This is a genomic window from Fontimonas sp. FW305-C-3 (genome assembly GCF_058783185.1).
Genome location: NZ_JBYSYK010000002.1, coordinates 948398 through 960607 on the forward strand (window position 1 = coordinate 948398; position 12210 = coordinate 960607).

Sequence of the window (12210 nt, forward strand, 5' to 3'; positions counted from 1 at the left end):
AACTTGAGTGTCCAGCTTGCTCGAGAAAGACACCCTCACCCCGCGCTCGGGGAGACGGAGCGAGCAGAAGCGGCAGCGGAAGTAGCCCGGGTGAAACCCGGGAAGCCGGACTGTCAGCAGGCGCAGACCCCGGATTTCATCCGGGCTACTCAGGCTCATGCCTTCGCGAGAGGCTCCGCATCACCGTGACTGAAGTCGCGAATGGCGCCGACACGTTTCGCAATCGCCGCGCGCTGCGGCTGGAAGCTGTAGCAGTTCGGCGGCATGCGCGTCGCGTCGGACTGCCGCTCCATCGGGATCGCCCGGCCGTGCGCGAGCATGTTGCCCCAGCGCAGCAGGCGCGCGGCCTCCTGCATCTGCGGATTGAGCCCTGCGATCCAGCGGCCGAGCTGCATCAGCGGCGTACCGCTCAGCGACCCGGGCTCGACGATGCGGAACTCGCTCTCGACCCAGTCCAGAACCGCGACGCCGTCGCGGCGCAGCTCGGCACGGCGCCGGCCGTCGATCGCATCGGCAACGAGGATGTCGTAGACCAGCGGCACCGTATCGCCGGCATGCGCGGCGGCGAGCAGCGCGAGGTCGTACAGGTGCGTGCAGTTCTCGGGTTTGTCGCCGCGTTCCGCGAAGTCCGCCAGCGCCAGCCCGTCGAACGTCGCCCGCAGTTTCGCGACCGCCCCCGGACAGGTCGTCCAGGGCGCGCGGATCATGTGCGGCTCGACTTGCGTCGCGATGCCATCGGCATGCTCGACGACGACACTCATGCAGTGATAGTCGTCTTCGACATCGACCTGCACGCGGCCCGCGGACGGCGTGATGTGGAAGCGCCGGCGGAACCCCGGCAGGCTGTCGATCGCGACGCCGCTCAGTTCGCCCACTGCAGCCAGACCGCATCCGGCCCGACGACATGGCCGCCGTGGTAGGCGACCGGCTTGCTCGCATCGAGGCGGAACGCCGGCAGGCGCGCGAGCAGTTCTTCGTAGACGATCTGCAGTTCAAGACGCGCGAGGTGCGAGCCAAGGCAGCGATGCGGGCCGGTGCCGAACGCGATGTGCACGCTGTTCTCGCGGTTCAGGTCGTAGCGTTCGGCCTGCGGATATTCCTTGCTGTCGAGATCGGCGGCCGGCAGGAACATCATCACGCGGTCGTTGGCCTTCATGGCGACGCCCTGGAACTCCAGGTCCTTCGTCACGCGCCGCAGCGGCACCGTGAACGTGTAGCGCCGCAGCATCTCCTCGGCCGCCTTCGGGATCAGCTCCGGCTTGGCGCGCAGCTCGGCCTGCAGCTGCGGATTGCGCGCGAGGTGCAGCACGCCGAGGCTGATGCCGTTGACGACGGTGTCGAGGCCGGCGGTGAACAGGACGACGCAGTAGTTCTCCATGTCCTCCATCGTCGTCGGCTTGCCGCCGATGTCGGCCTGCCACAGCAGGCTGATCAGGTCGTTCTGCGGATTCGCCTTACGTTCGAGCACGGTCTCGCGCATGATCGCGGTGAGCTTGAGCATGCGGCCGACCATCGAACGCGGATCGGGATTCTTGATCCCTTCCATGTGCTCCTTGACCAGTGCGCGGTACTCCGCCTGGCGCGCGACCGGCAGGCCGAACATCTTCAGGAACACTTGAACAGGAAGCGGCTCGGCGACGTCGTTGACGAACTCGGCGGTGCCCTTCGGTTTCATCGCGTCGATCAGCTCGGCGGCGAGCGTGCGGATGCTGTCCTTGATGTCGAGCATCGCCTTGGGCGAGAACGCGCGCTGCAGCGGCGCGCGGTATGCGGTGTGCGCCGGCGGATCGATCGTGATCGGCAGCGGCTGCGGAATATGCGGCGAGCCCGGCGGCATCTGCGCCAGCATCGCCTTGATCGTCGCCTGCGGCACGATCTCGCTGGAGAACACCTCGGTATCGCGGCCGGCGTGGAAGTTCGCCGCATGGCTCATCAGCAGCCAGTGGCCGCCGTTGCGCGGCGTCCAGAAGATCGACGGCGCGTTCTTGACCAGATCGAGAATGCGCTCATGCGGATTCTCGACATAGGCCGGGTCGGCGAACATGTCGAAGTCGTAGAACGCCGCATCGGTGATGTGGGCTGGGCGTGGCACTGCGGCACTCAGGGTCATGATCGGCTCATTCTTCTTCAATGATGATGATGCGCTCCGGGCAGGCCTTCGCCCCCTTGCGCGCCTGTTCTTCCATGCCGGGCGGCACGTCGATCTCCTCGACCGCGATGTAGCCGTCGTCGTCGAGCGGGAAAAGATCGGGCGCGATCGCCGCGCAGCGGGCATTGCCGACGCAGGCCGACTTGTTGATTCGGATCTTCATGTTCTCCTCCGCTCGGTACGGCTGCCGGCTGCAATGGCCGGCTCCTCTCCTGGCTGCCGTTCTTATCGCACAACGGATTGCGCCGCACTTGCACCGGCGCGCAATCGCGCTTGACGTTATCAACATCGCTGTTGACTATAGCCCGATGCCGGATGTCTGCTTGCCGGCTCATCAACCCTTCACCGCACGACGCCATGGCCCTGTACACGACCATTCACCTGCACAACGCGCCGGCCGGCCGCGAGGCCGACTACGCCGCCTGGTTCGACGGCCCGCATCGGCAGGCGCTCGCCGCCTTGCGCGGCTTCATGGCGGCGGATCGCTACGAGGTGACCCCGCAGCAGATCATGCCGGACATCCCGCAGCCCTGGCGCTACATGAGCGTCTACGACTTCGACCTGCCGCAGCCGGAGATCGACCTGCCGGCGCTCGGCCCGCTGCTTGCCGCAGCGCGCGATGCGGGGCTGATCGACGATACGGGCGAGAACGAGCGCATCTACAGCTACCGCCTGTATTCGGACTGGAAGCCCAGCCCCAACTGGCAGAAGGACCAGCCGTTCTCCGGCATCAGCCTGATCCTGGCGAACTACACGCCGGGTCGGAATGCCGAGTACCAGCAGTGGTACGACGACGTGCACAGCGGCGAGGTGATCAACGTGCCCGGCCACGTCGCAATGAAGCGCGGCGAACTTTCCAGCCTGCAGATCGAACCACGCCGCTACTGCCCCGGCGACCAGCTCGTGCTGTGTGCGCAGCAGACCGACGATCTGCTTTTCACCTTGAAGGATTTCAGCGCGCGCGCCGGTGGTCGCAGCCCGAGTGGTGTTGCAATGCAGCCGCGTTCCGCCGCTGCTTCCACCGCGCGCACCGTGCACTACTTCCGCAAGGTGAGTGGCTCGCGGTTCTGGCCAGGTGGGATTGCGTACGCGGGTGATCTGTCGGTGTATCCGCGCTGATAGAGGCCTGACAAACCCCGTTCGCATCGAGTGCCGCGCGCTATGCGCGCGGTGTATCGAGATGCCACCACTGCCAGTTGTGATGTCCCGATACACCGGCTTCGCCGGCACTCGACACGAACGGACATTTGCTGAATCCGAACTGGGGAATTCACATGCCCAAAGTCATCGTCATCACCGGCGCCGGTATCGGCCTCGGCCGCGCCCTAGCCCGCCGCTTCGTGGCCGACGGCGACAGCGTCGTCGCGCTCGGCCGCACCGCGAGCAAGGTCGAAGCCGTTGCGAAGGAACTGGGCGAGCGCGCACTGGGCCTAGCCTGCGACATCGCCTCGCCAGAATCGGTCAAGGCCGCGTTCGCCGCGATCGCGCAGCGCCATCCGCGCATCGACGTGCTGATCAACAACGCCGCGGTCTACGAACCGTTCCTGATCAGTGAGGCGACCGATGAGCAGATCCTCGGCGCGGTGACGACCAATCTCGCCGGCCCGATGTTCTGCGCCCGCGCGGCGATTCCGCTGATGGGCCCGGGCGGCCACATCATCAACATCAGCAGCGAATCGGTCGGCATGCGTTTTCCGTATCTAGTCGCCTACCAGAGTTCGAAGGCCGGTCTGGAGCGCTTCTCCGAAGGCCTGTACCACGAGCTGGAACCGAGCGGCATCCGCGTCACCAACGTGCGCGCCGGCCAGATGATGGAAGAAGGCAAGACCTGGGATGTGCCTGCGGAAGTGCGGATGCGCTTCGTCCAGGCGGCGATGGCGGCCGGCGTCAACCTGCGCGAACGGCCGCTGTCGCAGTTCACGACCGTGACTGAAGTGTTCCGGTCGCTGGTCGACCTGCCGGCCGGCGTGCATGTCGCAAGCGTGAACCTGCACGCTCGCAAGGCGGATTGATTCAGCCCTTGTCCTTCTTGCCGCCGATGCCTTCGACGTAACGCTTCATGCCTTCGACGTAGGCCGGGTTGAGCATCAGCGCGCTGTTGGTCAGGCGCTCGACGTTGCGGGCCTGCGCGAGGCCGACGTCATGCGCGAGTTCGATCGCAAGCTTGGCGGCGCCCATCTGCTCGCTGTTCTGTTCGGCGAGGTGACGGCAGAACTTCATGGCATCTGCCTCGAAGCTTTCGTCGGGGTAGACCTCATGGACCAGGCCCATGATCAATGCACGGTCGGCATCAACCGGCAGGTTGGCCATGATCAGGTAGCGCGTCCAGTGCGTGCCGATGATGCGCGACAGACGGCTGACGCCGTTCGAAGCCGGGATGACACCCATCTTGCCTTCGGGAAACGCGTAGCGCGCGCTCTTCGCCGCGAGGCGGAAATCGCAGGACAGCGACAGTTCGAGACCGCCACCCATGCAGGTCGCGTGGTGGGCAACGACGATCGGCTTCTCGATCGACTCCATCTCGTCGTAGATGCGGTGCATGCCATGCAGACGCCGGCGATGGTTCTCGCGGATCGCCGACGCGGAGTTCTGCGGCAGGCTGCCGGGATCGCCGCTGCGCAGATCGGCACCGGCGCAGAAGTAGCGGCCGGTCGCGCGGATCAGCATGACCTTCAGTGCCGGCGTGTCGCGGAAGCGATGCAGTGCCTGCTCGAACAGGCCCATCAGCTCGCCGGTCAGGGCATTGAGCTTGTCCGGACGGTTCAGTGTCGCGATCAGGATCGCGCCGTCTTCCTCGACCAGCAGATGCGGAGCTTCGGACATCTTCCTCTCCATCCCGGGAAATAAACCGTCATGCCCGCGAAAGCGGGCATCCAGGGCGGAGAGCATCGTGCCTCGTTACCCTAGATTCCCGCTTTCGCGGGAATGACGTCAAAGACGAAACCTAAGCGCGCGTACGCGGCATGCCTAGTCCGCGTTCCGCAATCATGCTGCGGTGGACTTCGCTGGTGCCGCCGTAGATCGTCGTGCCCTGCGCGTGACGATAGCACTGGTTGAGGAACGCGGCCGGGCCGCTGCGCTTGGACAGCGAGTACGGTGCGGTCAGGTCCAGCAGGTCGCGAGCGTCTTTCAGAAAACGTTCCGACGAGTACATCTTCGCCATCGGCCCGAACGCGAGGTTCGGCTTCTTGTTGACGCTGGCCCACAGCGAGCGATAGCCGAGCAGATCGGAAATCATCAGATCAGCTGCCGTGCGTGCAAGACGGACCTGCGCCTGCGGCTCCTCGATCAGCGCATGACCGTCGCGTTTGATCTCGCCGCAGAACGCCACCGCCGCCTTGAGCATCGCGCGCAGCGGCTTGGAGAAGCTGCCGCCATGTTCGAGCTCGAGTCCGGCCGCCATCGTCCGCGCACCGGCGTCGACATCGCCGAGGCGATAGCAGTCCGGCACCTTCACGCCGTCGTAGAACGTGATGTTGGTGCGCTCGTCCTGGAAGGTGTGCACCGGCTGGATCGTGATGCCAGGCGTCTTCAGCGGCACGATGAACATCGTCAGGCCCTTGTGCTTGGGCACGTCGGGATTGGTGCGCGTCAGCATGAACACATAGTCGGCGATGTCGGCGCCGCTGGTGAACATCTTGGTGCCGTCGATGCGCCAGGAACCGTCCGGCTCGCGCGTCGCCTTGCACTGCGCCGCGAACACGTCGGAACCGGAGCCCGGCTCCGAATAGCCCAATGAGCAGATCGCCTCGCCGGCGATGATCTTCGACAGGATGTCGCGCTTGACCTCGGGGCTGCCGAAGCGATGCAGCACGACGCCGACCATCTGCGTGACATTGGCGGCGAACGTCGTCCAGCCGTACTTTTCCCAGACGTCGGCCGCGGCGTTCTGCGCATACGGCGGCACGCCGCGCCCGCCCATTTCCTGGGTCCAGCCAAGGAACAGCAGCTTGGCTTCGGCAAGCTTCTTGTGCAGGCCGGGGTCATGCCCTTCCCAGGAGTAATGCGCCTTGGCGCGCAGTTCCGGCGTCAGGTTCTTCTGGAAGAATTCGTCAATCTCGGCGGCGAGCGCGCGCGCTTCATCGCCCAGATCGAAGTCGATCGAGATCTCGCCGGCTTCCGGCAACACGGCCTTCTCGCCGGCGTACAGACGGCGGCCGGCTTCCTCGATCAGGCGCAGCGGATCGCCGAACACAAGCGGCCATGCCTTGGCACGCAGGTTGTACAGATGGATATCGTATTCGGTCGTCAGGCCGTAACCGCCGAAGGTGTGCAGCGCCTGTGCGACGCAGCGCGCGGCGGTATCGCTGTTCCACCAGGCGGCGAGCGAGACCGTCGCGGCGGCATCGGCATCGCCATCGGCAATCGCGCGGATCGCCTTCCATACGAGGTACTTGCCGCCGTCCGCTTCGCAGACCAGTTCGGCGAGCGGATGCGAGATCGCCTGGAACTGGCCGATCAGCTGGTCGAACTGCTTGCGCTCGCTGGCGTACGCCGCCGCCAGACGCAGCGATTCGCGGGCAAGCCCGGCCAGCGCGGCGCCGATCAGCAGCTTCCATTCTTCGAGCGCCTGGGCAAACGCCTTGGCATCCTTGCTCAGCGTCTTCTTCGCGAGCTTGGAGAAATCCAGTTCGGCGAGCGAGGTCGATGCGAGGTTCGGTTCGTTCTTGCGCGCCGCTTCCGGCACGTCGACAAGCACGATCGCGTCACCGTCGCGGGCGATCACCGCTTCGGCAACGGTGCCGCCGGCAATCCACTGCAGCGGCTCCTGCCGGATGTCGCGGAACGCAAGGCTGACGATCGCCTCGCCGGCGATCACGCGTTCGAGCAAGGTGTCCTGTCCGCCGCAGGCGGCGAGCAGGCGCGCGGCAACCAGTGCTTCGGCGAGCGGGCCGGAGGCCAGCGTGCGGCCAGCCTCTTCCATCAGCACCGCGGCATCGAGCAGGCCAAGGTCCAGGCCGCCGGCATCGGCCGGCACACGGATGCCGAAGGCGCCGAGATCGGCCAGACCCTTCCACAGCTTCGCGTCGAAGCCGGTCGCCAGCGCGGCGCGCACGCGCACCATGCTGCTCTCTGCGGTGAGGAAGCGCGCGAAGCTTTCGCGCATCAAAGCCTGTTCGTCCGACAGCTCGAAATTCATGCCGCGGCTCCGGCGGTGTGCGGCGTTTCCGCGCTGTGCAGAAACAGATCGAGTTCTCGGTGCATGTTGAGGATCATCTTTTCCTGGTTCTCGGCCAGCCAGATCTGCTTGCAGCCCTTCGAATGCAGGCCCTTCTGCATGCGCGGGATGTTGTGGAAATCCTGGCGCGGGATCAGCAGCACCTGCTCAGGATCGTTGATGTCGCTGATCTGCTGCACCTGCGGCTTGGGCGGCTTCTCCGCCGCCGGATAGGTCTTGGTCGACAGGATCTCGAAGATGCACTTGTCGGGATCGAAGCCGTCGGGGCGGATGCGGTAGATCATCGCGTTGCCGGCCTGCGGCAGGATCAGCAGGTTCGGGAACACGAAGACTTCGCCGCCCCACATGCCGAGGATTTCGGGAACGGGTTTGGGCATCGGCCGCTTCTGCATCGCCGCCGTCGTGTACAGCGCCTTGACGTACTCGCCGCCCAGGCTGGAGCCCTCGGGAATGGGTTTTCCTTTGAGGCTGCGGACGATCTCGACGTCTTCCTTCAGGACCATCGCGTCCATGCCGGTGACGAGCAGGTTCAGGCGGTCCGCCATCATGTCGACCGGATCACCCGCCAGGCGCGAGTGGCCCTGCATGGCGGTCTTCTTGCCGGCGTAGAAGCGGCCGTGGCCGTTAGCGAAGTTCTCCGTCATCACGTTGCGATGCGCGAAGTTGGCTTCCGCCTCGGCATTCGGGGTGCCGTTCCAGACGATCTCGGCGGAGTCCGGTTCGAGCTGCGGGTGCGTCGCCGGGACATGGTAGCCCTCGAAGAAGGCTTCCTGGGCGACTTTCCAGTTGGCGGCGACCGGCAGGGCCTTCCACCAGTAGTTCCGCATGTCGCCGATCGCCAGGCCCTCGAGCAGCTCGCGCACCGGCGCGATGAACTCATCGAAGGGCTGCGGGTGCTTGTCGAAGTTGATGAAGATGAAGCCGGCGAAGAGGACGTGATGGACTTCGCGCAGGGCGACGTCGCTGTCGCGCAGCTGGCCGTTGCGGAATTCTCCACGCTCCAGCACGAACTCGTTCTGGCCCTGCAGGTTCCAGCGCCAGCCGTGGAACGGGCAGATGATCTTGCCGTTCTTGAAGTGGCCGCAGCCGCCGCCGGACAGCGCGGTGCCGCGGTGCGGGCAGGCGTTGTGGTAGACCTTGATCGTGTCGGCGTCGGCGCGCGTGATGATCACCGACTGGTCGCCGATGTCGTAGGTCGTGTAGTCGCCGACTTCAGCGACTTCGTCGACCCGCGCCGCCGCCTGCCAGACCCGGCTCCACAGCTTCTCGAACTCGAGGCGCGCAAACGCCGGATCGGTGTAGCGGCCCGTGCGGATGCCGTGTTCCAGCAGCTTCCAGCTGTCGGGCCAGGCTGGCGCTGCAGCGGGCTGCAGCACCGCGTTCACAGGATTTCCGCGATCAGCGTGCCGACCTGGTAGACCTCGCCGGTGGCGGCATGGATCTTCAGCGTGCCGGACGCCGGCGATTCGACTTCCTGCACCGACTTGTCGAGTTCGAGCGTGTACAGCGGCTTGCCGGCTTCGACCTTGCTGCCATCCGCCGCCAACCATTCGGTCAGCGTGCCTTCCTGCGAAGAAAAACCGATCTGCGGAATGCGGACTTCTGTGCTCATCGTGCGGCTCTCTTTTCCAAAGTCTTGCGGATCGCCGATTCAATGGCGCTGGCTTGATACAGGTATTCGGCTTCGAGCACGCGCGAGAACGGCACGGTGACGTCGCGCGAGGCAACGCGCAGCACCGGCGCCTTGAGTTCGCTGAACAGATGCTCCTGGATGCGCGCGACGACTTCGGCGCCGCAGCCAAAGCTCTTCGGCGCTTCGTGGATCACGACGGCGCGGCCGGTCTTGGCAACCGACTTGAGCACCGTCTCGGTATCCAGCGGCGAAACCGTGCGCAGGTCCACCACCTCGACCGAAATGCCTTCGTCGGCGAGCTTGTCGGCGAGCACCATCGCATCGCGGATCGGCCGGCCGTAGCCGATGATCGAGACATCCTTGCCCTCGCGGGCGATGTGCGCCTTGCCGAGCTTGATGATCGTGCCCTTGGCCGGCACCGGGCCGGTCTGCGTACGCGTCAGCTGGTCTTCGATGAACAGGCAGGGATCGTTGTCGAAGATGCAGCCCATCAGCAGGCCGTAGGCATCGGCCGGCGTCGACGGCACGACGACCTTCATGCCGGCCACGTGGGCGAACCAGGCTTCGAGCATGTCGGAATGCTGGCCGCCGGTACCGGCACCAGCGCCGGTGCGCGTGCGGATCGTGATCGGCACGTGGGTCTGGCCGCCGGACATGAAGCGCAGCTTCGCGGCGTGGTTGACGATCTGGTCCATCGGCACGGTGATGAAGTTCATCAGCATGATTTCGGCGATCGGACGCATGCCGGCGAGCGAGGCGCCGATCGCAGCACCGATGATCGCTTGCTCGGAGATCGGCGTCGTCTTGACGCGACCGGTGCCGAACTTGGTCGACAGGCCCTTGGTGACCTTGAAGATGCCGCCGCCTTCCTCGTCGCCGATGTCCTCGCCGAGCGTGATGACGCTCGGATCCATCTCCATCGCGTCGTGCAATGCGCGCGAGAAGGCTTCGGTGAAGGTGATGACTTCAGGCTTCGCAGCCGTGTCCGGTGCGGTTGCGCTCATGCCACGGCTCCATAAACGTCGGTATCGATTTCGGATGCATCCGGGAACGGGCTGTCGGCGGCGAACTGCAGCGCGTCGTCGATCTGCGCATTGACCTCGGCGTCGTAGGCGTCGAGTTCGGCTTCCGTCGCGCCGCCGTTGCTCAGCAGCGCGGCGCGCGCGATCGGCATTGGATCACGTGCCATGTGCGCGTCGTATTCCTCCTTGGGGATATACGCGCCCGGATCGCCGAAGTAATGGCCCATGAAACGGAAGGTCTTCGCTTCGATCAGCGTCGGCCCTTCGCCGGCACGCGCACGCGCCACGGCTTCGCCGGACGCACGCCACATCGCTTCCGGATCGTTGCCGTTCACGGTGACGCCGACCATGTTGTAGCTCGCCGCGCGCTCGCCGATGTTGTCGACCGCGGTGCATTTCGCGTACTTGCTCGACTCGCCGTACAGATTGTTCTGGCACAGGAAGATCACCGGCAGCTTCCACAGCGAAGCCATGTTGAGCGCCTCGTGGAACGCACCGATGTTGGAGGCGCCATCGCCGAAGGTCACCAGCGTGACGCGGCCGTCCTTCTTGAGCTGCGAAGCCCAGGCCAGGCCGTTGGCGATCGGCAGACCGCTGCCAACGATGCCGGTCGTCACCATCACGCCGGTGTCCGGATGCGTGATGTGCATCGGCCCGCCCTTGCCCTTGCAGGCGCCGGTGACCTTGGCGTAGTACTCGGCGAACAGCGGACGCAGCGGGATGCCCTTGGCGAGCTGGTCGTGAATGCCGCGATAGGTCGTGACCAGATAGTCGGTCGGCTGCAGGTGCACGCCCATCGCCGCCGCCAGGATTTCCTGACCGCGCGGCGAGTAATACACCGCCGCCAGACGACCGGAACGCAGCAGGCCGCGGAAACGCTCGTCGATCAGGTTGATCAGGCGCGCCTTGCGATAGATCGCCAGCAGGGTTTTGGGCGAAAAAGCCTCATTCGCGGACATGCGATCTCCTCGGATTCCCGTAGATTTATAGACAACAATGCTGTTGATTATCTACAGGCACCGTTCCCCTGTAAAGGCGAACACCGTCTGCGGCAAGTGACGGCTCACCAGCGGACAAATCGCCGCGTGCCCGGATGCCCGCTGCTATATGATCCGGGCAGTTGCATACCGCAGGGCGGCGATGAAGCAGAGCTCGAAGAACAGCAAGAAAGCCGGGACCAAACCCGGTAAGAAGACCGCAAACCCGCCGGCCGGGCGCCGTCAGTACGACAGCCCGGTGCGCCGCCAGCAGGCCGTCGAAACGCGCGAACGCATCATTGCCGCCGGCGCCGAGATCGCCCATCGCCTGCCGAGCTGGGACTGGAGCGCGATGACCTTCAAGGCCGTCGGCGAGCGCGCCGGCGTCAGCGAGCGCACCGTGCATCGCTACATCGCGACCGAACGCCAGCTGCGCGAAGCCGTGCTGCAGCGCCTGTTCCAGGAATCCGGCATCAGCCTCGACGGCCTCAGCCTCGACAACTTCGCCGGTATCGCTTCACGCGTCTACCAGTACATGTCGTCGTTCACGATCGCGCAGAGCCCGGTCACCGACCCGACCTTCGCCGCGCTCGACGAGCACCGCCGCACTGCCCTGCTCGGCGCCGTCATCAACGCGACGCCGAACTGGTCGAACAGCGAACGCGAGATCGCCGCGGTGATGCTCGACATCCTCTGGCATCCGCCGTTCTACGAACGCCTGACGACCGCCTGGCAATTCGACAACCAGCGCGCGACGCAGGCCTTCAAGTGGATGATCGGGCTGCTGCAGCTCGCGATCCGCGAGGATCTGCGGCCGGGCAAGCCGGGATAGCCACAAAACTCCGTTCGTCTCGAGTGCCGTGCACTAGGCGCACGGTGTATCGAGAGACCCGCACTGAGGCCTGAGCGCCGCAAGGTCCGCACCGGCACCTCGATACACCGCGCCGGAGGCGCGGCACTCGGCGCGAACGGAGTTCTTTCGAGCCCCCTCAGTCCTTCACACCCGTGAACGGAAACGAGCCGATGAAGCCGGCCTTCGCCTTGCCGCTCATCGTGTTGCCTTCGACGGTGCCGTTGAACTCGACCTTCATCTTCATCGGCTTGGTGATCTGGTTGATCCAGCCGATCTTGCCGTTGTCGAACTTCGCATCGAGGATATCGGCCGTCATGCCGCGGCCACTCTGCGTGCCGCTGAGCTTGCCGCCGCTGTTCTGCAGCACCAGCTTGGTCGACTCTGCACCGGTCGGCCC

The 12210-nt window shown here is 65.3% G+C and carries 12 protein-coding genes; 3 read left to right on the top strand and 9 right to left on the bottom strand.

From position 1 onward, the window contains the following. Nucleotides 1–155: 155 nt before the first annotated feature. Genes AC3WUF_RS10720 through AC3WUF_RS10730 form a run of 3 tightly spaced genes read right to left on the bottom strand, consistent with a single transcriptional unit; the run spans nucleotide 156 to nucleotide 2312 of the window. Nucleotides 156–875: a DUF2889 domain-containing protein gene (locus AC3WUF_RS10720; protein WP_492425287.1), complete on the bottom strand. Its 720-nt coding sequence runs from the start codon at nucleotides 873–875 to the stop codon at nucleotides 156–158. Then, entirely contained in the window at nucleotides 863–2092 is a 1230-nt protein-coding gene (locus AC3WUF_RS10725; RefSeq protein WP_492425289.1) for a cytochrome P450, read from the bottom strand. The genes AC3WUF_RS10720 and AC3WUF_RS10725 overlap by 13 nt, the downstream gene beginning before the upstream one ends. 25 nt (nucleotides 2093–2117) lie before the next feature. Continuing rightward, entirely contained in the window at nucleotides 2118–2312 is a 195-nt protein-coding gene (locus AC3WUF_RS10730; protein ID WP_492425291.1) for a ferredoxin, read from the bottom strand. A 194-nt stretch (nucleotides 2313–2506) separates the two neighbouring features. Here AC3WUF_RS10730 and AC3WUF_RS10735 point away from each other — a divergent pair, with 194 nt between their 5' ends. Continuing rightward, entirely contained in the window at nucleotides 2507–3268 is a 762-nt protein-coding gene (locus tag AC3WUF_RS10735) for a hypothetical protein (RefSeq protein ID WP_492425293.1), read from the top strand. 155 nt (nucleotides 3269–3423) lie between these two features. Beyond that, nucleotides 3424–4161, top strand: coding sequence for an SDR family oxidoreductase (locus AC3WUF_RS10740; protein WP_492425295.1), 738 nt, complete (start codon nucleotides 3424–3426; stop codon nucleotides 4159–4161). A gap of 1 nt (nucleotide 4162) precedes the next feature. Here the strand turns inward: AC3WUF_RS10740 and AC3WUF_RS10745 are convergent, their stop codons facing one another. The 6 genes from AC3WUF_RS10745 to AC3WUF_RS10770 all read right to left on the bottom strand — a co-directional run bounded on the left by AC3WUF_RS10745 (nucleotide 4163) and on the right by AC3WUF_RS10770 (nucleotide 10942). Then, a complete protein-coding gene (locus tag AC3WUF_RS10745) occupies nucleotides 4163–4972 on the bottom strand; it encodes an enoyl-CoA hydratase/isomerase family protein (protein WP_492425297.1) in 810 nt (269 codons plus the stop codon). A gap of 121 nt (nucleotides 4973–5093) precedes the next feature. Further along, nucleotides 5094–7289 carry an acyl-CoA dehydrogenase family protein gene (locus AC3WUF_RS10750; protein ID WP_492425299.1) on the bottom strand — a complete coding sequence of 732 codons (2196 nt, stop codon included), beginning with the start codon at nucleotides 7287–7289 and terminating at the stop codon, nucleotides 5094–5096. Further along, on the bottom strand, nucleotides 7286–8713 hold the full coding sequence (locus AC3WUF_RS10755) for an aromatic ring-hydroxylating oxygenase subunit alpha (protein ID WP_492425301.1): 1428 nt from the start codon (nucleotides 8711–8713) through the stop codon (nucleotides 7286–7288). Before AC3WUF_RS10755 ends, AC3WUF_RS10750 begins: the two co-directional genes overlap by 4 nt. Next, nucleotides 8710–8940: a biotin/lipoyl-containing protein gene (locus AC3WUF_RS10760; RefSeq protein WP_492425303.1), complete on the bottom strand. Its 231-nt coding sequence runs from the start codon at nucleotides 8938–8940 to the stop codon at nucleotides 8710–8712. The genes AC3WUF_RS10755 and AC3WUF_RS10760 overlap by 4 nt, the downstream gene beginning before the upstream one ends. Next, complete coding sequence (locus AC3WUF_RS10765; protein ID WP_492425305.1) at nucleotides 8937–9965, bottom strand: alpha-ketoacid dehydrogenase subunit beta; 1029 nt, start codon at nucleotides 9963–9965, stop codon at nucleotides 8937–8939. The genes AC3WUF_RS10760 and AC3WUF_RS10765 overlap by 4 nt, the downstream gene beginning before the upstream one ends. Then, the gene (locus tag AC3WUF_RS10770; protein ID WP_492425307.1) at nucleotides 9962–10942 is read right to left on the bottom strand and encodes a thiamine pyrophosphate-dependent dehydrogenase E1 component subunit alpha; all 981 of its coding nucleotides are present in this window, start codon (nucleotides 10940–10942) and stop codon (nucleotides 9962–9964) included. The genes AC3WUF_RS10765 and AC3WUF_RS10770 overlap by 4 nt, the downstream gene beginning before the upstream one ends. Before the next feature lie 181 nt (nucleotides 10943–11123). Between AC3WUF_RS10770 and AC3WUF_RS10775 the strand changes: the two genes are divergently transcribed. Continuing rightward, complete coding sequence (locus tag AC3WUF_RS10775; RefSeq protein ID WP_492425309.1) at nucleotides 11124–11792, top strand: TetR/AcrR family transcriptional regulator; 669 nt, start codon at nucleotides 11124–11126, stop codon at nucleotides 11790–11792. Nucleotides 11793–12210 lie beyond the last annotated feature (418 nt).